At 46.7% G+C, this 20,144-nt stretch carries 21 protein-coding genes; 3 read left to right on the plus strand and 18 right to left on the minus strand.

Going from position 1 to position 20,144, the window contains the following annotated elements:
• Window positions 1-55: 55 nt before the first annotated feature.
• Window positions 56-727 carry a YceI family protein gene (locus tag LQ567_RS22710; protein WP_231008152.1) on the plus strand — a complete coding sequence of 224 codons (672 nt, stop codon included), beginning with the start codon at window positions 56-58 and terminating at the stop codon, window positions 725-727.
• Window positions 728-891: 164 nt separating this feature from the next.
• Here LQ567_RS22710 and LQ567_RS22715 read toward each other — a convergent pair whose 3' ends face one another.
• A complete protein-coding gene (locus tag LQ567_RS22715) occupies window positions 892-1,290 on the minus strand; it encodes a hypothetical protein (RefSeq protein ID WP_231008154.1) in 399 nt (132 codons plus the stop codon).
• A 447-nt stretch (window positions 1,291-1,737) separates the two neighbouring features.
• Between LQ567_RS22715 and LQ567_RS22720 the strand changes: the two genes are divergently transcribed.
• On the plus strand, window positions 1,738-2,889 hold the full coding sequence (locus tag LQ567_RS22720) for a serine hydrolase (protein ID WP_231008156.1): 1,152 nt from the start codon (window positions 1,738-1,740) through the stop codon (window positions 2,887-2,889).
• A gap of 328 nt (window positions 2,890-3,217) precedes the next feature.
• Here the strand turns inward: LQ567_RS22720 and LQ567_RS22725 are convergent, their stop codons facing one another.
• The 17 genes from LQ567_RS22725 to LQ567_RS22805 all read right to left on the minus strand — a co-directional run bounded on the left by LQ567_RS22725 (window position 3,218) and on the right by LQ567_RS22805 (window position 18,414).
• Window positions 3,218-3,415, minus strand: a complete 198-nt coding sequence (locus tag LQ567_RS22725) for a hypothetical protein (protein ID WP_231008158.1) — start codon at window positions 3,413-3,415, stop codon at window positions 3,218-3,220.
• A 52-nt stretch (window positions 3,416-3,467) separates the two neighbouring features.
• Window positions 3,468-4,043, minus strand: a complete 576-nt coding sequence (locus tag LQ567_RS22730; RefSeq protein ID WP_231008160.1) for a DUF417 family protein — start codon at window positions 4,041-4,043, stop codon at window positions 3,468-3,470.
• Between the two features lie 79 nt (window positions 4,044-4,122).
• On the minus strand, window positions 4,123-4,956 hold the full coding sequence (locus tag LQ567_RS22735; protein ID WP_231008161.1) for a helix-turn-helix domain-containing protein: 834 nt from the start codon (window positions 4,954-4,956) through the stop codon (window positions 4,123-4,125).
• An 86-nt stretch (window positions 4,957-5,042) separates the two neighbouring features.
• Entirely contained in the window at window positions 5,043-5,372 is a 330-nt protein-coding gene (locus LQ567_RS22740) for a DMT family transporter (protein ID WP_231008162.1), read from the minus strand.
• A gap of 72 nt (window positions 5,373-5,444) precedes the next feature.
• The gene (locus tag LQ567_RS22745; protein ID WP_231008163.1) at window positions 5,445-6,008 is read right to left on the minus strand and encodes a Crp/Fnr family transcriptional regulator; all 564 of its coding nucleotides are present in this window, start codon (window positions 6,006-6,008) and stop codon (window positions 5,445-5,447) included.
• A gap of 424 nt (window positions 6,009-6,432) precedes the next feature.
• Window positions 6,433-6,996, minus strand: a complete 564-nt coding sequence (locus tag LQ567_RS22750) for a hypothetical protein (RefSeq protein ID WP_231008164.1) — start codon at window positions 6,994-6,996, stop codon at window positions 6,433-6,435.
• Between the two features lie 5 nt (window positions 6,997-7,001).
• The gene (locus tag LQ567_RS22755) at window positions 7,002-7,493 is read right to left on the minus strand and encodes an RNA polymerase sigma factor (RefSeq protein WP_231008165.1); all 492 of its coding nucleotides are present in this window, start codon (window positions 7,491-7,493) and stop codon (window positions 7,002-7,004) included.
• Between the two features lie 147 nt (window positions 7,494-7,640).
• The gene (gene rpsA / locus LQ567_RS22760) at window positions 7,641-9,575 is read right to left on the minus strand and encodes a 30S ribosomal protein S1 (RefSeq protein ID WP_231008166.1); all 1,935 of its coding nucleotides are present in this window, start codon (window positions 9,573-9,575) and stop codon (window positions 7,641-7,643) included.
• A 303-nt stretch (window positions 9,576-9,878) separates the two neighbouring features.
• Complete coding sequence (locus tag LQ567_RS22765; RefSeq protein WP_231008167.1) at window positions 9,879-10,343, minus strand: DUF983 domain-containing protein; 465 nt, start codon at window positions 10,341-10,343, stop codon at window positions 9,879-9,881.
• A gap of 10 nt (window positions 10,344-10,353) precedes the next feature.
• Window positions 10,354-11,196, minus strand: a complete 843-nt coding sequence (locus LQ567_RS22770; protein WP_231008168.1) for an AraC family transcriptional regulator — start codon at window positions 11,194-11,196, stop codon at window positions 10,354-10,356.
• 117 nt (window positions 11,197-11,313) lie between these two features.
• Complete coding sequence (locus LQ567_RS22775; RefSeq protein WP_231008169.1) at window positions 11,314-12,345, minus strand: LacI family DNA-binding transcriptional regulator; 1,032 nt, start codon at window positions 12,343-12,345, stop codon at window positions 11,314-11,316.
• Window positions 12,346-12,718: 373 nt separating this feature from the next.
• Entirely contained in the window at window positions 12,719-13,897 is a 1,179-nt protein-coding gene (locus tag LQ567_RS22780) for a PepSY-associated TM helix domain-containing protein (RefSeq protein WP_231008170.1), read from the minus strand.
• A 73-nt stretch (window positions 13,898-13,970) separates the two neighbouring features.
• Window positions 13,971-14,408: a peroxiredoxin family protein gene (locus LQ567_RS22785; RefSeq protein ID WP_231008171.1), complete on the minus strand. Its 438-nt coding sequence runs from the start codon at window positions 14,406-14,408 to the stop codon at window positions 13,971-13,973.
• A gap of 84 nt (window positions 14,409-14,492) precedes the next feature.
• Complete coding sequence (locus tag LQ567_RS22790; RefSeq protein ID WP_231008172.1) at window positions 14,493-14,849, minus strand: heavy-metal-associated domain-containing protein; 357 nt, start codon at window positions 14,847-14,849, stop codon at window positions 14,493-14,495.
• An 87-nt stretch (window positions 14,850-14,936) separates the two neighbouring features.
• Complete coding sequence (locus LQ567_RS22795; RefSeq protein ID WP_231008173.1) at window positions 14,937-16,988, minus strand: putative porin; 2,052 nt, start codon at window positions 16,986-16,988, stop codon at window positions 14,937-14,939.
• Window positions 16,989-16,997: 9 nt separating this feature from the next.
• Complete coding sequence (locus LQ567_RS22800) at window positions 16,998-17,822, minus strand: purine-nucleoside phosphorylase (protein WP_231008174.1); 825 nt, start codon at window positions 17,820-17,822, stop codon at window positions 16,998-17,000.
• A 133-nt stretch (window positions 17,823-17,955) separates the two neighbouring features.
• Window positions 17,956-18,414, minus strand: coding sequence for a hypothetical protein (locus tag LQ567_RS22805; protein ID WP_231008176.1), 459 nt, complete (start codon window positions 18,412-18,414; stop codon window positions 17,956-17,958).
• Window positions 18,415-18,808: 394 nt separating this feature from the next.
• Here LQ567_RS22805 and sucC point away from each other — a divergent pair, with 394 nt between their 5' ends.
• A complete protein-coding gene (gene sucC, locus LQ567_RS22810; RefSeq protein ID WP_231008177.1) occupies window positions 18,809-20,020 on the plus strand; it encodes an ADP-forming succinate--CoA ligase subunit beta in 1,212 nt (403 codons plus the stop codon).
• The last annotated feature ends 124 nt before the right edge of the window (window positions 20,021-20,144 follow it).

Consider the following 20,144-nt stretch of genomic DNA (forward strand, 5'->3'; position numbering starts at 1 on the left):
TTTTTAGAAAGAACCATTTAATTTTGTTCCCAGTTTTTAAAAATAACACGTAAATATGAAACAAACAATCTCCATCTTTGCCCTTGCGCTCACCCTGGCCGCCTGCGGCGGTGCTTCGAGCGACCAAGCTAAAACCGAAGAAAAACAGGAAGCTGCTGTAGCTACCGGAAGCTCCTATGTAATTGACACCCTGTCTACCAGCGTAGACTGGCGGGCAACGCACAAAGGCGGCTTCGCACCCCGCTTTGGTGTAATCAGTGTAAATGACGGATCGCTTTCCGTTGAAAATGGTGCCATTACCGGTGGTAACTTCACCATTAACCTCACCGGTTTAAAGGTAGATACCGCATCGGTTACCGAGCCCGATAAAAAGGCAGCCGACCTCGAAGCGCACCTGAAAAGCCCCGACTTTTTTGATGTGGCTAAACACCCGGCCGCAAAATTTGTGATCACAAAAGTAGCCCCTTACGACAGTACTGTGCAAAAAAGCCTGTTACCCGGCGCTACCAATCTGATCAGCGGCAATCTTACATTAAAAGACAGCACCCTGAACATTACATTCCCGGCACAGGTTACCATTACCGATAACGAAGTGAATGCAACTGCAAAATTCACCATCGACCGGAGCGCCTGGGGTATCAGCTATAAAACAGACGGCAGTCCCGAAAACTGGATGATCAGTAAGGACGTGGAAGTAGGGTTTAACCTGAAGGCTGCGAAGAAATAGATCGTGAAAGGTGATGCGTCTGCAGTGAAAAAATTTAAAGCTGCTCACTAAAAACCGATCACTACTCAAATAACAGAAAAGAGGCTGTCTTGTTTTAAGACAGCCTCTTTTCTGTGCGGGGAACGTTCCAACAAAAGAAATGAAGATCCGTTGTTGCTGCTGTGTTATTGCCGGGTAATACTAAAAGAACCTCCGCCATTATCGGCATCCGCATGCCCCCAGGTGCCGGTAATCGTATTATTAGTAAGGGTTCCGGTAAACGACATCTTTTCGTTATAATAATCGGTAACGCTAAATATCAATTTGTTATTGGCGAACGTATAACTGCCCTTGGCCTGGTGTTCAGCAGGCGCATTCAAATCACCAAAAAATAAAGCAGTCTCTTTGCTTTCGCTGAATTTAATAACAAGCGGATCGGGCCCGTTGTTCTTAACAACAAATGTCCCCTTCCAGGTACTATTGGCAAGGGCATCATGAGAAGCGCTACGGTCTTTTTTGCAGGCTATCGCTGCAGCCATCAACACCAAACTCAGTGTAATGAGTAGTCGGTTTTTAACGTTCATCGTTTAAAGATTTAATTGTTTTATTTGTTTAAATGTGTTACGCCTCTGTAAAAGAATCAATGCAAATTATTGTGATGTAACGCTGTTGCCAGCGGCCTTTAACAGAACGGTTGATTGGCTTAATAAAACAGCACAGCTGCTTAAGCAAGGCGGCCTATTCTTTTCAGGCTTATAAAACACGGGAAGAAGCATATGTTTGAATCGCTCCAAATCTCCGGCGAGCGAATAACAAACAAAAAGAAGCAGCACAGCCGCCCGTGTATCCCTTCAAACATTGGGATTTCCAATCCATAGTCGTTCATGTATACGTTAACGGCAGGCAGCAACAGGCATTGTGATGTAAACTTTCTGTTTCGTTAATCCGGAAGCGCTATTTGTTCATTCTGCTATTCAACGCTTCTTTCCATACCACATCTTTACAGGACTAAACTTTAAAAATCAAGAAAAATGAAACATGTATTAAAAAACTCCTGGATCATCCTTGGGCTTACAACAATGACGTTCACCGCCTGTCAAAAGTCCGGCAGTATTGTAAACAAAGGATTCGATGCCGCGCTTTTTGCAAAGAACATGCGGGAAAGCCTTAATGAAAAAACGGTTGGCTGGTCTTTCGCCATATCCCAGAATGGAAAAATCGTTCAATATGATGCAGACGGATATGCACGCCTCAGTACCAACAATCCGGAAGTAAAATACACATATACTACCCGCCAGGCCATAGGCAGCTGCAGCAAGACCATCTCGGCGCTGGCACTCCTGGGCGCGCTGGAAGCAAAAGATCTTGATGAGTATACGTACCTTGCAGACCTGCTACCTTCATCATGGGATATTGCTGCGGAAAACCGGAAGATCAGGGTTATGGACATGCTTACACATAAGGCGGGTCTTACATACTTCGGTAACGACTATGCATCGCTGCGCAAAACGATGAAAACACCTACTACCGGCTTCGGCTATCTTACCCAAAAGAAATATGATAACGTCAATTACCTTATGTGCCGTGTATTAATTCCATGTGTAGTAAACGGTAAAGAAAGTTATGCAAATCTGACCGATGCGCAGGCCGATGAAGCCGTATCTCAGGCGCATCGTGATTATGTGCGCGAAAAGATCTTCAAAGTAGCCGGGCTGCCCGACTGGCAAAAGATCAATATCGGCCCCTGGAACGCCAACGGATCCATTACCGAAGCCGCGCCCGACCGCCAGATGACGATGTATTATAATTATTCCAAGCCTTTGCTCCCGGGCATCATGGCTTACACTACCTACAAGGATGCCGGTGCTGGCGGCTGGTTTATCAACACTCCTGAGATGGCGCAGGTATTGCTGACAGCCGAAGCCGGAAAATATGTATCGGGCCTGATGCTGGATAAGATGAAGGATCTGCTCATGGGCTACGATGGCTTTGTTACCGGTGAAAGAGGTGAATACCACTGGAAAAACGGTTATTGGTACGATGATCAAACGCGGGGCATTTTTACGGTAATCATGCACTTCCCCAACAATGTGCAGATTGCATGGCATACCAATTCCATCCAAACCGATATTGGAGATCCAATGGGAATAACGGGTAAAGCCTACGATAATGCCTGGAGGTAACTATTGTTCATGCAACAGCTACAGGTGAATTATTGCCATACAAGAAAACGATCAGGGGAATGCACAAAAAACCATACCGGTAAAACCGCTACCCGGGATCTGAGGCTTCATAAAAATTAACGGGATACATCTTCCTGTTTCAAAATCCGATCCGGCGATCGGATTTTTTTGTATGCACAGGATTGCCTGCACATCACATGCACCAGGTTCTGTGGCCATAACATGCATGTGATGAAACTACTTTTAACCCCAACAATAGAGACAATCAGCGGGGTGATAAAAAAAATTTCCGGAATGTTGCCGGTTCCCTAAATACCAGGATGCCCATTCATGCTGCGACCACAGCATCGATACCCGTCCACACGCATAAGCCGTTCCAATCGGCAGTTCCTGGATGGTTTTCATAAGCAATAACATACTCGCTGTAAACGCGCCATACCACCGGTACATAGCAGCCCTGTTGTTTCCGTTGCTTTACCCAGGATGGGGTAAATACCACTTCAAATATTCCCGCAATGATCAGCATAATCCCGTTTATAATTTTTCAATCTCCGGGGTTCATCAACGTTCCGCCACGTTCAGGACCCGCTCCGTTTTAATACCCGCTCTGCCGCCTCCGCTGCAACAATAAGCCCCCCTGCCATCATGATAATATCCTTGAGCACCAGTCGCCCTGCGCCCGACAAATAAGGGAACCCATGCTGCGGCGTGGGCCCGTCTCCGCCCAATGCCGGCACATAGACCTCGGGAGTCGTTATCAGAAACGAGAGCGTCACCAGCGACATCCCAAAGGTGAGCAATCCGCCCGCAACACCGGTCCCGGGCCACCAGATCCCGGCCAGGGTTAAAAATCCGATGAGTACAATACACGCACCCAACAGGTAGGAAAAAGTATAGGTACCATTTGCCTTATGCCATTCAATATTCCTGTTTACAACTTTTCCCTCAGGATTTTTGTGCGCCTGGTATGCTGCCGGATCTTTATAAAAAAAATGCATAAGCGGACTGTTGGCCACAAACGGAACAATACCTTCGGCTTCATACTGAAATGCCTTAAGCCCACCGATCCAGGCCATTACAATAAATATAGCGATGCGCATCAGCTGCACCAGCCCTGCACGGCATTGAACTAAGAGTAGGAGAAGTCGGTTCATATTTTTTGCGGTTTTATTCCGCCCAAAAATAGACCATCTGTATGGCAGGAAACATGGACAAACCCGGCATTCCTATAGATTATTTTGCCACAATGGAAATACCGGTCTGTGATCTAAAAACGGTCGGTGCGCACCCGGTATGTTTTTTAAAATACCGGCTGAAGTAAAATACGTCTTCAAATTTCAATTGGGCCGCAATCTCTTTAACCGACTTCCTGGAAAGATGCAGGAGCTTTTTTGCTTCCAGGATCACCCGGTCCTGAATCAGCTTCGATGGTGTTTTTCCAAACCCGCGGCGGATCTTTTTACTAAAAGCATCAACCGACAGGGAAAGCTGTGCCGCATAAAAGGCAGGTGTCCGCTCTGTAAGATAATACTGCTCCAACAGCTGCTGAAAAGCGCGATCGCCCTCAGGCACCGGCATCTGTGCAGTTCTTTTATCCAGGAATGCCTTTTTCTCCTTGCTGCACAAAGCCAAAACCAGTTGCAGGTATGCCTTAAGCACTGCCGTAGAGAATACCGCTCCCACCCGCTGCTCTTTCTCTATTTTTGCAAACACGGCGCATACTTCATTAAATACAGCCGGCGCCAGGCGCACATGCGGCACCAGGTAAATATTATTAAACAACAATCCGTTACAGGCCACTTCTTCTTTATGATACTCAATACAGTAAAAATCACCATGGAACTCCAGCTGCTGCATTGCTGTTAAAGGAGCGCTCTTCCATTTAAAATGCTGATAGGGTGCTAAACACAATACCGTTTTTCCTGAACAGCTATATTCCGTCAGGTCTACCTCAAAACGGCCCTCTCCTTCAAACACCAGCAGTTGGTAAAAGGATGATGAAAATGGCCGTTGAAAATAGTGCCCTTTCCGCTTGGAAACATTGATCAGTGCCTGCTCTTTTTTCACGATGATTTTAAGCTGTTTTTGATCCGAACGCATCTGCCGCGGAAGCCGGTTATCCTGCCGCCTGACGGATCAGCTCTGGTCGCCCGTTAATGTGATGAAACCACTTTTAGCCCTACAATAGAGGCGATCAGCGTGGTGATAAAAAACAATCTCCAGAATGTTGCCGGTTCCTTAAACACCAGGATCCCCATCAATGCAGCGCCCACAGCACCGATACCCGTCCACACCGCATAAGCCGTTCCAATTGGCAGTCCCTGGATGGCTTTCATAAGCAATAACATACTCGCTGTAAGCGCTATAAAAAAACCGGCATACCACCAGTACATGGCAGCCCCTGTTGTTTCCTTTGCTTTACCCAGGCAGGAAGTAAACGCCACTTCACACAAACCCGCAATGATCAGAATAATCCAGTTCATATCTTTAAATTTCCTGCAAAGTTCTGTTGAAGCACGGAAATAAAATTTTACAAATGATAAATAAAACACGCTTCAGCGGATCTCCGACCGGATCCGGCTCAGGCTTACCTGTGTAATGCCCAGGTAAGAAGCGATATGACACAGGGCTACCCGCTGCAGCAGGCCCGGATTATCTGCCAGCAGTTCCTTATACCGCTGGGCGGCCGTTTTAAACTGCCGGGAGATCAGCCGCTCCTCCGTTTTGATCAGTTCCCCTTCCGCAAATTTCCGTCCCCAATTGGCAATCTGCAGATCTTCCTGGTAAAGCTGTTGCAGTTCCTCCGCCCGGAGTGCAAACAAAACACAGGGTTCCAGTAATTCAATATGCTCATAACCTGGTTTGCCCGTCACATAGCTGTTCATCGATACAATGGTTTCACCTTCGCCGCCAAACCAGAAGGTTATTTCATGATCCTCCGTGTGAGCATATGCCCGCACAATGCCACTTTTGATGAAGTACAAGTTCCGCTCAATCCGGCCGGCCCGCATCAGTAAATGATTTTTTTCAAACCCAACCTCCACTACCCGCCTGGTAATTTTTTCCAGGGCGGTTGCAGGCAAGGGATATACCTGTTCCAGTATCTGTGTAAGCTGCATCACTTCTGATTATCAAAGCACCTAAATTAAACTATTTCCGGATTCTACCCTGCAATAAAAAGAGGTTCAAACGCCCATCCATCGTGTATCGTCATGCGATCCCGGCCCCTCGCATGCGCGTGTGGCTAAGAAAGACCTGTTCCAAATGAAATGCGCCGGGTGTCAGTCGCTCTGTTGCACAGTGCCCGATAACAGCAAAGAATAAATAAAGGCCCGGCACACCGGAAATCTTTGTAACCCATATTGAAAAACGAATGCCGCGGCGTGCTGGTAATTCCATGCCCCAGCCGGTACAACTTTGCGCCGTTTACGAAAGAGCACTCCGCTGTCCAACAGTGTTTCATCGGCCAAAATGAACCAGGCGCATATGCCTTCCGGCTGTTTGTGCCTGAACAAAGGCTGATCCCATAACAGATCCGGAGCATCAAACCGATATGGCTTCATCCGGACCAAAGTCGGCTACCTGCTGCTTTAAATTGTTAATCCGCTTCTTCCATACATTAAAGGATAACAGGATCAGCTGAAACATAATCACTGAACTAAATACCAGTACCAGCCCTTTTTCCTTTGTAAAATTTATGGCCGATGCAAAAAAGATCATTATGGAAATGCTGTAAAGGAAGGCGATGATTACAGAAAAAACAGACAGGCGTTTGACACGCATCAGGTACTCCGCTACACTTTCTTTTAAATTCATTGTGTTTACGGGCTTCAGTATGCAAATAAGGCCAATAACATCATTGACAATATATAACAATAAACCTGCAACCAGGGCCAGGTTTGCGTAAAAAGGCTTTTGATCTCCGTCAAACCAATCGTAGTAAATAAATAAGATAAATAACAGGACTATGATTTCAATAACCAGCTTGGTTCTTATTTTCTTTATTGACGGATGGTTCATGATCCTGGTCATTCGCCGCAGGTCGGCCTCGCTTTTGAATGAGCCTCCGGCTTTTTGCCATCCCGATTTCAGTTCATTTAGGTCCATAATATCTATTTTAATAGTTCCTTCAGTTTCACTTTTATCCTGTTTAAACGCACCCCCACATTCGTTACACTCAAACCGGTTATTGCCGCAATTTCTTTATAATTAAAGTCTTCGAGATACAGCGCTATAATGGCTTTTTCGGAATCACTTAAAGTACGCAAAGCCCAAAACAACCGTTCTGTATGTTCTGGGGTCTTCCAGTCTTCAAATGGATGAATACCTTCAGGCAATTCCCGGTAGTAGTCAATTGCTATGGATGGTTTCCGGTAAATAGTAAGCGCCGTATTCAGCGCAATCCGGTAGATCCATGAGCTCACTTTAGAGGCGCCTTTGAATGACGGATACGATTTCCAGAGCTGGTAAACGATCTCCTGAAATAAGTCTTCCTGATCCTCCCGGTTGTTCCGGTACAGGTTGCAGATTTTATAGATAATTTTCTGATGTTCATGGATTGTCTTTAAAATTTCTGTTTCCATGCCATCCTTATTTGTAGTCATTCAATACACTTTAAAGTTCCGCCGTATACTACATAAGTTGCTTATTAGGATAAAATATTACAGATCTATCAAACAATTTCAATAATGCCCATAAAAAAAGCTGCACTGTTAAAACAGTGCAGCTTTTTAATATCAAAACGGATCGTATTATTCTGATTTACCAGAATTTTCCTGATCCAGTTTTTTCCGGATATCCGCCAAAGCGCTCAGATCACCCAGTGTTGCTTTTTCAACTTTGTTCTGGATACTCTTCACTGCTTTCTTGGTTTTTTCTGCTTCAGCACGTGCATCCTTCTTCACAGACTCTCTTTCTTCGTATGCAGACTGTTCCCACACGCGTGCGTGCGACAGTACAATGCGCTTTTCATTGCGATCGAATTCGATCACCATGAACGGAGCCGTTTCATCCAGGCTTACAGACTTACCATCCTGTGTAGCCAGGTGACGGTTAGGTGCAAATCCTTCCAGGCCATAAGGCAGCTGAACGGTAGCTCCTTTATCGTCTCTGCGTACGATGGTTCCTTCATGCACACTGCCGATGGCAAAAGTGTCCTGAAGGGTATTCCAGGGATCTTCTTCCAGCTGTTTGTGTCCCAGCTGCAGTTTGCGGTTTTCTTTGTCGATACCCAGGATAACCACGTCGATATTTTCGCCCACTTTCGTGTACTCCCCCGGATGGTTGAAGCGTTTCAGCCAGCTCAGGTCGCTGATATGGATCATACCGCCAATACCCTGTGCCAGTTCTACAAACACACCATAGTTGGTGATGTTCTTCACTTCGCCGGTATGCTTGGTACCTTCTGCAAAACGGGTTTCGATATCGCTCCATGGGTCTTCTGTCAGTTGTTTGATAGACAGGCTCATTTTGCGGGTATCTTTATCCAGTGTTACGATCTTCGCTTCATGCTCATCACCCAGTTTGAAGAAGTCTTTGGCGTTTACAGGGGTATTTGCCCATGTAATTTCACTTACGTGAACCAGACCTTCAACACCTGGAGTGATTTCCAGGAATGCACCGTAGTCTTCAATATTTACTACTTTACCTTTTACAGTGTTGCCTTCAACAATACCTTCGGGTAATACATCCCATGGGTGCGGAGTCAGTTGTTTCAGACCCAGGCTGATCCGTTTTTTCTCGTCGTCGAAATCCAGTACTACCACGTTCACTTTCTGATCGATCTTCAGCACTTCGTTCGGATGAGAGATACGTCCCCATGAAATATCGGTGATATACAGCAAACCATCCAGTCCGCCCAGGTCCATAAACGCACCAAAGTCGGTGATGTTCTTAACGGTACCTTCCAGTACCTGACCTTTTTCCAGTTTACCGATGATTTCAGCACGTTGTGCTTCAATATCGCTTTCGATAAGCGCTTTGTGCGATACCACGGCATTCTTAATGGTTTCGTTGATCTTAACCACTTTAAACTCCATGGTTTTACCCACAAACTGATCGTAGTCGGTAACGGGTTTTACATCGATCTGAGAACCTGGCAGGAAGGTTTCCATACCAAATACATCTACGATCAAACCACCTTTGGTTTTTGATGTAACCTGTCCGGTAACTACTTCTCCTGTTTTGTTCACCTCAACAATGCGCTCCCATGCACGGGTAGTGCGGGCTTGTTTACGGCTCAGGTTCAGATGACCATCCCGGTCTTCTTTCTCAACGATCATCACCTCTACTTCATCACCTACTTTCAATCCCTGAAGATCGCGGAATTCGTTCAGAGAGATCAAACCATCGCTTTTAAAACCGATGTTCAATACTACATCTGTGTTGGTAATACCTACAACGGTACCGTTGATCAGTTCACCATCGTTTAATTGTACGAAAGTATTTTCATACACCTTATCGTACTTTTCTTTTTCTTCTTTTGAGTAAGAAGAAACATTGCGTTTGTCCACGCTCCAATCGAAATCGTCGTGCGCAGTTTCAACAGCAACAGGTGCTTCTACGGGCTTAGCAGCTTCTACAGGTGCAGTGGTTGTCGCTGTAGATGCTTCTTCCACCGGTTCTCCGGCAGCTCCCGCATTCTCCTGTGCATCAGCGTTTAATTGTTTAAAAAATAATTGAAACATAAATAAATCCGAAGGTTTTTAAATTCGGACTGCAAAGTTACGAAATTCCGGGGGATTCACCTAATTGGCCTTTAATACCTAACCGACTGATTATCATTTAGTCATCTTCAGTACTATGATCAACATGCTTGCGTCGCACACTTGTACTGCGGAATATATGGCAGCAGTTTGGTACCCGCCTCCGGGGACAAGGGCCACCTGTGGGACAGTGCCCTGCGTCTAATAAGTCACTCATTCGCTTGTTAGAAACATTTTTCCCCGCGGCGTCTCCCAAAGGGGACGCTGCGGCTAATGAAGGAACGATCAGGAGCCCTTTTTCTTTACCCTCGACGGGGCGTTCGCATACCATTTACGGTCGTACCGTACAAAAAAAGAAAGCCAGATGCTCCGGGCCATCCGCATCAGCACCGGCTGCATACAAATAAGAAACAGGGCGTTAAAGATCAGCCAGTAAATCCACCGGTCGTCATAAATACTCAACCCGATAAAAACCCACCAGGCCACCAGCGTAGCCACACTGAATGCCACGGCCAGCGCATAACTCACATAGCCCGCCCCAAAATAAAAGCCGGTTTCCAATTCAAAAGGCTGTTTACAAACAGGACATGCCTGGTACATCCGCATGGTCGTTTTTAACTTGTACGGATTTTTTACCTCAAACATGCTGTGCCGCCTGCAGCGGGGGCATTTAGAGGCCACCACGTTTAAATAACTGGGCACTTTATCTTTTTCGTTATCGGTTGCTGCTGTTGTAGATACCGTTTCCATGATATATTGGTTACTTTAAAAATTGTTTTCGGAATTCATCAGGAGTCACCCCTTCATATTTCTTAAAAAAGCGGTTAAAATAAGAGTTATCCTGAAAATCAAGTTCATAAGCGATCTCCGCCACTGTTTTATTTACATTGATCAGCAGGCGTTTGGCTTCCAGCAATACCCGGTTACGGATCAGCTCCCCTGCTGTTTGCCCCAACAGATCCTTACAAAGCGCATTCAAATGATTGGGCGTAATGTATAAGAGATCTGCATATTCTTTCGGCAGTCGTATGGATTTGTAATGCATATCGATCAACCGCCGCAAGTTATGTAAAATCATTTTCTTCTGCTCCGGTATTGCTTTGGCAGGGTACCCCGCCACGGCGTTGCTCATCAGTAACAGGATGCGTAATAAAAGCACCCGGTTCATATCGGGCGGCGCTGCCGCATCCAACGCCGCTGCGATCAGTTCATCAAAAAGAGCCGGTACTTTTTTTTGAAGCGATGCCGGCAGCTGGAATACACCTTCCGCACTGATACCGCTAAAAAAAGGAAACCGCTCCAGGTAGTAGGGATTGTACAAAAAGTCCCTGAAAAAATGATCGGGAAAGTTGACCACATACCCATCCACAGGCGCGGTAAAATGCCAGCTGTGCACCTGCCCCGGGATCATACAATATACCTGGAAGGGCTTTACCTCAAACCGGTCAAAATCGATCGTATGCATCCCCTCACCAGAAGTAAAAAGTACCATATGGTAAAAGGAGTGGCGATGCGGGCGGTGCAAATGCTCATAATGCTTTTCCAGGTATCCCGAAAAACGCTCCGCCTGCAATTCTGTTTGCTGCAACGGCTCCCGAACCATGTTTTGGATTGAATAAACGGGTATTTTCTCTTTTTGTACCATCCTGCATTTGATACTGCAAAGGTACAGAACGGTTTTGCCACAACCCGGACTAAAAACAGCTATTTATGGTACTTTTTACTGATCAGGCTGTTTGGCGGTGGATTCCCGTTTGACGAGTACCGAATCCATATTGATCTGTTCCGGCACATAGCGGGCGGGTTTTTCCAGGGCCAGGATCAGTTGCTGTACCGCCGCCTGTCCGATTTCAAAGGCCGGCTGGGTAATGGTCGACAACGATGGTTTCAGCAGGTGTGCCGTTGGCATATTGCTAAAGCTCAGCAGCTTCAGTTGCCCGGGTATATCGATCTGGTGTTTCCGGCAAATGTCGTATGCAATCAACGCATGCGTTTCCACCGATGTAAATAAACCGTCCGGGGCATTTTTCTGTAACAGGGTTTGCTCAATCAGCGCGGTATCGTGCATATAATCCTTTCGGCTGGTAAGGATCCATTCGGGGCGAACGGCAATACCGGCATCTTCCAGGGCCTTTTGATACCCCTGCAGCCGGTCGATGCCAATAGATATTTTGTCCGACACCTGGCAATGCGCAATGCGTTTACACCCCTGTTCTATCAGGTAACGGGTACCATTATAGGCACTTTCATAATTATTGGTAGCAATAATACTGCTGTTACCAAACCCTTCCGCCACCCGGTCAAAAAATACAATGGGCAACCCCTTTTCCTGCAGGGCTTGCAAATGTTCGGTATCATCAAGAGGACTTGTAAGGGAAATCACCACACCATCTACACGGCCGTTGGTCATATGCCGCACCACATCTTTTTCATATTCCGGGTTTTCATTGGTAATATAAATGAGTACATGATACCCCCGGGCATGTGCCATTTCCTGTATCCCCTTGATAGCAAAAATGAAAAAATTGTTGATAATATCCGGTACGATCACCGCGATTGTTTTGCTTTTAAACTTCCGCAGGCTGCCGGCATAAGGATTGGGTTCATAGTTCAGCTCACGGGCCAGATCCATTACCCGTTTCTTTGTATCCGCACTGATCTCATGACTGTCGCGCAGTGCCTTTGAAACAGTGCTTATAGAAAGATGTAAAAGAGAAGCCAGCTTTTTTAAGTTGATCGGTTCCATGTTCATCCTTACCCCTTTTTTATAAATCCTTTTCGGGAATGAAGATAAGAAATTAATAATGGTAAACACCCCTCGGGGTTGCCGCTCATCCAATAATTACGGAATCGTTGCCGGTAGCCGGGAATTGAGTATCCAGAATTCAGATCTCAGAGTTCAGAATTGAGATGAGGAATGCCGGGCCTGGATGCCAGCGTCCGATTCCGGATCCGATACCATTTTGTTAAGGCCCAGATGTGCAGATATGGTACAAGCTTTAATAGAATCGCAGCCAAAGCGCCGCAGGCAACATCAGCGCATCTGCGGCAATGACAAAAATCGCCTGGTAACCGGCATGGACTCTGGAATCTGGACTCTGAATTCTCAGATCCCGATGCTAAACTCAGACAGCCGCCGCCACCGGTTGTGCTTTTGCCGGCAGTTTTACCGCTTTGTTCCTGGGCTTTTTCTTTTTTAGTTTATTGAGCCAGATAATGGTGCCGGTTACCGGCAAACTGGTAGCAATCAAACAACAGATAAAATAGATGATCTTTGAAAAAAGTCCGTAGATTTCACCGGTATGTATCGGCCGGATGCTCGCGGCTATTTTCTGGCCGGCGGTTTTGGAGGCAAAAAGTTCCTTTTTCAATACCACACCACTGTATGCATCGATCATAACGCGATCCGTTGCCGCATTGTTCCAGGAAGCGGCATTAATTTTTGAAACGCTGAAGGTTCCGGAGCTGTCGGCCGGGAAACCCAGACGCGTGATGCCGGTATAGGTGAGCTGGCCGTTGGCCACTTTTAATACATCATCCGCAGAAAGCATTGCCGTGCCGGAAGCCAATGATTTGAGCGGTTTTTCCTTCTTACCACCAAACACTTCTGCCCCCAATACCGTGGACGCGCCCTTTTTATACCACTCAAATGACCAGCACAAACCCGTGAGCGACATGATCAATAAAAAAATAAAAGAATAAAACCCCAGTACATTGTGCAGATCATGATTGATCCGTTTCCATTTTCCCGAAAACAGGATCACGAACCCCTGCTTCCAGTAGCGTAACCTCCGGGGAAGCCATAAGATAATCCCTGAAAGCAGCAACACTACAAAAATAAGGGTGGCAATACCTACAATGATGCGACCGGTAGATTGCTCCATCAGCAGCCAGCGGTGCAGTTTCATCATGGTCATAAAAAACTTACTGCTCCCGGTTTCGGTATCGCCCGTAATGGTGCCGGCGTAGGGGTTTACCAACACCGTTTTTCCCCTGCCCTTTTCCTTGCCCTTGGGTTTTACGGAAAAAGACCAGGCCTTTTCCGGCTGACCGGGAATGGTTATTCCTGTAACCGGGCTCCCCTGTACCTTTTCAACAGCAGCCACCAGCGTGGTTAATGACTGCGCTTGCATCCCTTCTTTATAGGTAACAAAATATACGTTTTTATTAACGCGTTCCTCTATTTCCGTACGGAACGTATAAATGGTACCGGAAAGGCATACCAGAAAAAGTACGATTCCGCTGGCCAGTCCAAGCCACAAATGGATGTCATTAAAGAATTTCCTGAATTTTCCCCGCTGCATAGGCGGCAAAATTATCCGGGACCGGTTCTCCGGCATTTACGAAATCGGGAATTTTTTTAAAAAGCACCCCGTTTTACTCCATACCGGCCAGTTTTTTGAGGAGGCTCCGGAATCCACCGGGATCGGCTACCGGGAGCCTTGCGGCATCCAAGGCAAGAATGACCCCTTTCGGATCCACCAGGAAGGAAGCGGGTAAAGCACGCGCATTCCACCGGCACGCAGCACATGCTTCTTTGGTATCGATCAGCTGCGGCCAGGCCATCTTGTCGGCAGCAATGGCGTGTTCCCATTTTTCCCGTTCGGTATCAACCGAAATGCTTATCACTTCAAAAGGCAGGTCTTTAAACCGGTGGTACCGGCGCGCCAGCTTCCGGTTTTCTACCCTGCAGGGCGCACACCAGGAGGCCCAAAAAATTACGAGCACGGTTTTTCCCTTATAGTCGCTTAGTGAAACAAGATTTCCTTTCGGGCTGGTTAAGGTAAACGGGATGGCAGGCGTTGGGGTAACCATCGTTTGCGCCGGAGCCAAGGCTGCGCACAAACACCCTAAAAATATGCAGATGCTCCGTTTTATCATCGGCTAACAGCGATGCGGCTAAGGTTTGGCAGCCGCATATGTTTTCGTACGCTCATACCGGCAACAGGCATGCAGCTTTTCATAGGCGGCGTCGCTGCCCTTTACCTCCTGGGTATCGTAGCCTGCACCGGCAACCGCCTGCTGAATTTTGGTGTTGCTGGTATTTTTTGCGTTGTATGTTACCGCAAGTGTTTTTGAAGGGATGTCCCAAACGGCTTCCCGGGCGCCGGCCGCCTTCGCCGCTTTTTCAATCGTTTTCTTGCACATACCGCAATTACCGGAAACGGCGATCTTATCGGTCTTTGTTTGTGCCTGGGCTCCGTAGGCCGCTAATAACAGCAGCATCCCCAGGAGCATTGATCCAACTCTTTTCATATTTAATCTATTTTATATAAACCTACCCTTATAAGACTGCACGGTTTCAAAACAGGTTGTATGCGTAATTGTTCAACGCCTCCGGCCCTAGTTCACAAATCCCCAGAAAACGCCCAGGCGGATCAGCAATCCGGGATAAGGATAGTCCGGTCCAGCAAAGTTATTATTGGTAAAGCCCCAGCTTCCATCCAGATTGCGGAAGGTATTCAGGTTCTCGGCCCGCACAAATGCCTTAAAGGAATTGATCCGGAAGTTGAGGTAAGCGGCGATATTGGGCAATTTATATTGTACCGTTTGATCATCCTGGTAAAAGAACTGCCCCAGCACCGGCGAATAGCCATCGCCTTTATAATTGGTCCGGTATTTAGCTTCCAGTCCCATGGCGATATTTAACCGGGGATAGCCCAGTTTTCCTTCATAACCCAGCCTGTTACGTGTATAGATGGCCGGTATATGCAGCGGTGCCCCACCCACTACCTGCTGGAAATACACTTCGGTACGCCATTTCCACTGTTTGGTTTTCCCGGCCTCAAACACTTTGTTTACGCCAATCTGTAACACATTAAACAGGGAATTATATTGATTCACCTTGTAATAGTCGGTGTAGTAGGTATAGTTAGTCATCAGGTAATAATGCCCCACCAGCCCCAGTTTGAGCACGGGCTGATACACGGTGGCATATAAATGGGTGATATTCTCTTTTTTCAGACCCGGATTCTCTCCTTCCATCAGGTAAAAACTGCTGAGCGGGTTCTGCATAATAAAAGAAGGCGTCCGGTTCACGTTTTGTGCACCCAGCATCAGGCTGCCGATCTTTTTGCCCAGCAGGCTCTGGATGCTGGCCCCGGCTTCATAATCACCGGCATTCATACCCGTAAAATAGAGCTTCCCATTCAGCATCATATCCCATTTCTGGTTCTTTGTACGGTTACGGTATTCCCCGTGTCCAAAAATGTTATAATAATTCTTCTTCTCCCGGTCCCGGATCAGCTCCAGCGGGCTCTCCCGCCGCAGGGTATCAAACACACCCGACAGATTCTGAACAGCGGCACCCAGTTTAATAAACTGTTGGGTATTCTTCGAATCCGGGAATGTATAAATGGAAAAATCATTCACGATTTCTTTCCAGTCGTCCCGCTTTGAAAAACCGGTGGTAGCGCTACCGCCGGACAAGGCATAATATTGTTTATAATAGGCAGCGTCCGGAGCGGCGTCTGTAAATTCGAAGGTATACTTACTGTACCGTACGGTATGCTCCAAACGGATCCTTGGGAAAAACAGCGGCACCACGGAACTATCGGTTACCAGCGAATCTTTCCGGCCCAGGTCATATTGCTGGCGCATCAGCACGTTAAAATCTGCGTACCGGTTCCCCGTGGAAATATTGGTATTAAAAAAATCAGCAGAATAACGGGTACTGCCGCCCAAACGCACGGGGATATAATCTCTCCGGGCGTAATCCACGCTGTCGATATAGCTGCTGTTTACAACACCGCCGTTTTCAGTGTTCTGCAATTTATTGGCTGCAAGAATAAAATAGTTATTATAGCGCTTATTCGTGGATTGCACCCAGTTGGTAACATAGTAGCTATTGTGGGCCGACTTTTGATTCTGGAACAATCCGGGTGAATTTACCAGGCGGTATGAAAAATGCACATTCCAGTTAGGCCGGATATTTTGCGTATGCATCAGCTCGATAAATTGCTCGGAACGCGCACCTAACAGGTAGTTTAATTCTGAATAAGGCCGGGTGGCGGTAAAGAACCGGGCTTTTTCTACCGTATACTTATATATATCAAATGCATGAAACCCCGGATCCCAGCCCGTTTGCATCCTTGGTTTAAACACATAGGATTGCGCTGCATTTCCAAAATTCCCGAGATAATTATAATCAGCCGGAATGGGATAATACTTCGTAAAATCGTTAATAGAGGAGTCCAGTTTATACCCCCGGAGGGTATCCAGGTAGCGGTAAGTAATGGTTACAGAATCTTCAAATTTATTTCTCCGAGTCAGGCTGTCGTTTCCCGAACCGGCGTTTTTGATCCCCCGGAACCGGTTACCCATCCCACCCAATGGATCCTGCGCCTGTGCGCAGATTCCCGTCACCATAAGAAATAAAATAAAATAGAATTTCATTTATTGAGTTTATGCGCGGGCCACCATTTCCGTAAATAAATGCGCCAGTTTCGGCTCTGCCGCCCGGGCCGCTTCCAGTACCTCCTCGTGTGTAATTACATTTTCTTCTTCCCGGATGCCCAGGTCGGTAATAATGCTTACGGCAAAAACCTCCAGCCCCATATGGTTGGCCACGATGGTTTCCTGCACGGTGCTCATTCCCACGGCATCAGCTCCCAGTATATGAATCATTTTGTATTCGGCGCGTGTTTCAAACGTTGGGCCGGTAACGGCATAGTAAACGCCCTCCCGTATCGCGATACCCGCTTCTCCACAGATCGCTTTCGCTTTTGTGATAAGGCTTTTTTTATAGGGCTCGCTCATATCCGGAAAACGGGTGCCCCATTCTTCAATGTTTTTTCCTACCAGCGGATTAGGTGTACCAAAGCTGATATGATCGGTAATGATCATAATATCGCCTACGGAAAACCCCGGATTCACGCCTCCCGCAGCATTGCTCAGCAGCAGCTGCCGGATGCCCAGCAATTGCATTACCCGGATGGGGAAAACGATCTCCAGGGGCGTGTACCCTTCATAAAAATGAAACCGCCCCGCCATAGCCACCACTTTTTTGCCGGCCAGTTCTCCAAAGATCAACTTGCCGGAATGTCCTTTTACTGTAGACACGGGAAAATTGGGAATAGCCGCGTACGGTACTTCTTTTTCTACGGTAATGGCCGACGCAAAGTTTCCCAGCCCGCTGCCCAGCACGATTCCTACCTCCGGAGTCTCCGGGTATTGCGCTTTTAAAAAAGCAACGGTTTCCTGTACCTGCTCCACAATTGATTCTGACATAAATCCTGCATTAAGTGTGGGCAAATATAATGAAACTAACAGCGCTACACACGCTCCTGTTAAGAATCGGGTGTTTCTTTTAAAACTCTTAACATCCAGATGCTTAGCAGCATTTGACAGCCGGCCGGAAGGGTCAGCCCTTGCTGCGCAGGCCGGCGATCTTTTTTTCAAGATCACTTATTTTATCGCTGGTCTTGTTAATGTTCCGTTGCGTACTGGCCACACCGGAGGTTAGTTTTTCTGCCTTGTTATTACTGGATGAAGCGCTCTTCGCGGCTTTTTTTGCCTTCCGGGCCAGTTTCTCATCGCCGGGATTCTTTGCCATTTTCTGGGAATAGTCCTTACTCTCCGCCGCCGATTTTGCGGCATCCTTATTCGCCTTTTCAAGATCGCTCTGAAGTTTTACCAGTTTGTTCTGGTAATCGGCCAGGTTCAGTTTCTGCTTGTTCAGTTCCGTGGTTTGTTTCAGGATCTCTTTGTGCAGCTTTAACGCTTTGATGGAATCCGCAGAAACGGATTGAGCCTGTGTAAAACTGGTTGCAGCCAGCATAAAAGCCAGCATTAAAAGCAGACATGGTGTGTTTTTTTTCATTGTTTTTTGTTTTGTTAACGATGGGGTTCCGGAATTTCGCTTTTACAGCGCTTGTTTTCCCCGGCAGAACAACATTATGTACCGTCGCTTCCGTTGTATATTAAAGATACGGTTTTATAGAAGACGCTTCCATGTTCCGGAGGTTGCAACGGCACAAAGTCCCAAAATGAATCCTTACGCTGTAGGCTGCGCATGCTCTTCCCTGCTCATAAATCAGCCATAAACAAATGCACGCGGCACCGCAAAAATTTGAATGACGCCCGTTTCCGTTGAATCCTTATCTTCGTGGCAAAGTTCTTTTAATGAAATGGGTCCTAACGACTTCATCATTCTGCATGAGGACCGAAGGGGCGTATTTCATGTGATCATCCATAAACAAAAAAACTATTTACAGATGAATCTTCACGAATATCAGGCCAAGGAATTATTAAAAAAATACAATGTTCCGGTACAGGAAGGTTATGCATGCAGCTCCGTACAGGAAGCTGAAGAAGCATACCGGAAGATCAAAACGGATACCGGCAGCAAGTTTGCGGTGGTAAAAGCACAGATCCATGCGGGCGGCCGCGGAAAGGGCGCTATTAAAGAAACCGGTATCAATGGGGTTAAAGTAGCCAAGTCCCTGGAAGACGTGGAGGAATTTGCAAAAGGCATCCTGGGCGGAACACTGGTAACCATTCAAACCGGACCTGCAGGAAAAGTAGTAAACAAAATTTTTGTAGGCCAGGATATGTATTATGATGGTCCTTCTGAAAGACAGGAATTTTATTTATCCATCCTCCTGGACCGCAGCAATGGGCAAAATGTGATCATGTACAGTACCGAAGGAGGTATGAGCATTGAAGATGTGGCGCATGAAACACCTGAAAAGATCTTTAAAGAGTGGGTACATCCTTCCGGCCGTTTACTGGGGTTTCAGGCACGTAAAATTGCCTTTAACCTGGGGCTCACCGGTGCCGCTTTTAAAAACTGTGTAAAGTTTGTAACCAATCTTTATGACGCATACGTAGGGCTCGACTGCAGCATGCTGGAGATCAACCCGCTGTTTAAGGCGGCCGATGATAAGATCATCGCCGTTGACTGTAAGATGAACCTGGATGATAACGCCATGATGCGCCACGCAGACCTGGCATCCCTGAGAGATATTACCGAAGAAGATCCTACGGAAGTGGAAGCCGGGAAATACAACCTGAACTTTGTAAAACTGGATGGTAACGTGGGTTGTATGGTAAACGGTGCCGGTTTGGCCATGGCTACCATGGACATGATCAAACTGAGCGGTGGTGAGCCTGCCAACTTCCTGGATGTAGGCGGTACCGCAAATGCCCAAACCGTTGAAGCCGGTTTTAAAATCATTATGAAAGACCCCGCAGTAAAAGCAATCCTGATCAACATTTTTGGAGGTATTGTACGTTGCGACCGTGTGGCCGCCGGCGTTATTGATGCCTACAAAAACCTGGGAAATATTAATATTCCGATCATTGTGCGTTTGCAGGGAACCAATGCAGAGGAAGCAAAAAAACTCATTGATGAGAGCGGACTGAAAGTACAATCCGCCATCTTGTTGAGTGAAGCAGCTGACCTGGTGAAGAAGGCCGTGGCATAGTTTGATTTTATTTACAATTAATGAGAGCGGTTACTTTTAAAAGTGACCGCTTTTTTTGTGCAGTAGCGAGAATACAGATTTGAGATTTCAGATTTGAGATTTCAGATTTGAGATTTGAGATTTC

This window comes from Niabella pedocola (genome assembly GCF_021044425.1).
Taxonomy (GTDB): domain Bacteria; phylum Bacteroidota; class Bacteroidia; order Chitinophagales; family Chitinophagaceae; genus Niabella; species Niabella pedocola.

Coding starts and splice junctions, on each gene's coding strand:
- LQ567_RS22740 (WP_231008162.1), bottom strand. CDS start 5,372: ATGAACTGGATTATTCTGATCATTGCGGGTTTGTGTGAAGTGGCGTTT.
- LQ567_RS22795 (WP_231008173.1), bottom strand. CDS start 16,988: ATGAAATTCTATTTTATTTTATTTCTTATGGTGACGGGAATCTGCGCA.
- LQ567_RS22780 (WP_231008170.1), bottom strand. CDS start 13,897: ATGCAGCGGGGAAAATTCAGGAAATTCTTTAATGACATCCATTTGTGG.
- LQ567_RS22755 (WP_231008165.1), bottom strand. CDS start 7,493: ATGACTACAAATAAGGATGGCATGGAAACAGAAATTTTAAAGACAATC.
- LQ567_RS22775 (WP_231008169.1), bottom strand. CDS start 12,345: ATGAACATGGAACCGATCAACTTAAAAAAGCTGGCTTCTCTTTTACAT.
- LQ567_RS22785 (WP_231008171.1), bottom strand. CDS start 14,408: ATGGTTACCCCAACGCCTGCCATCCCGTTTACCTTAACCAGCCCGAAA.
- LQ567_RS22805 (WP_231008176.1), bottom strand. CDS start 18,414: ATGAAAAAAAACACACCATGTCTGCTTTTAATGCTGGCTTTTATGCTG.
- LQ567_RS22710 (WP_231008152.1), top strand. CDS start 56: ATGAAACAAACAATCTCCATCTTTGCCCTTGCGCTCACCCTGGCCGCC.
- LQ567_RS22770 (WP_231008168.1), bottom strand. CDS start 11,196: ATGGTTCGGGAGCCGTTGCAGCAAACAGAATTGCAGGCGGAGCGTTTT.
- sucC (WP_231008177.1), top strand. CDS start 18,809: ATGAATCTTCACGAATATCAGGCCAAGGAATTATTAAAAAAATACAAT.
- LQ567_RS22765 (WP_231008167.1), bottom strand. CDS start 10,343: ATGGAAACGGTATCTACAACAGCAGCAACCGATAACGAAAAAGATAAA.
- LQ567_RS22800 (WP_231008174.1), bottom strand. CDS start 17,822: ATGTCAGAATCAATTGTGGAGCAGGTACAGGAAACCGTTGCTTTTTTA.
- LQ567_RS22790 (WP_231008172.1), bottom strand. CDS start 14,849: ATGAAAAGAGTTGGATCAATGCTCCTGGGGATGCTGCTGTTATTAGCG.
- LQ567_RS22745 (WP_231008163.1), bottom strand. CDS start 6,008: ATGCAGCTTACACAGATACTGGAACAGGTATATCCCTTGCCTGCAACC.
- LQ567_RS22750 (WP_231008164.1), bottom strand. CDS start 6,996: ATGGACCTAAATGAACTGAAATCGGGATGGCAAAAAGCCGGAGGCTCA.
- LQ567_RS22730 (WP_231008160.1), bottom strand. CDS start 4,043: ATGAACCGACTTCTCCTACTCTTAGTTCAATGCCGTGCAGGGCTGGTG.
- LQ567_RS22720 (WP_231008156.1), top strand. CDS start 1,738: ATGAAACATGTATTAAAAAACTCCTGGATCATCCTTGGGCTTACAACA.
- rpsA (WP_231008166.1), bottom strand. CDS start 9,575: ATGTTTCAATTATTTTTTAAACAATTAAACGCTGATGCACAGGAGAAT.
- LQ567_RS22715 (WP_231008154.1), bottom strand. CDS start 1,290: ATGAACGTTAAAAACCGACTACTCATTACACTGAGTTTGGTGTTGATG.
- LQ567_RS22725 (WP_231008158.1), bottom strand. CDS start 3,415: ATGCTGATCATTGCGGGAATATTTGAAGTGGTATTTACCCCATCCTGG.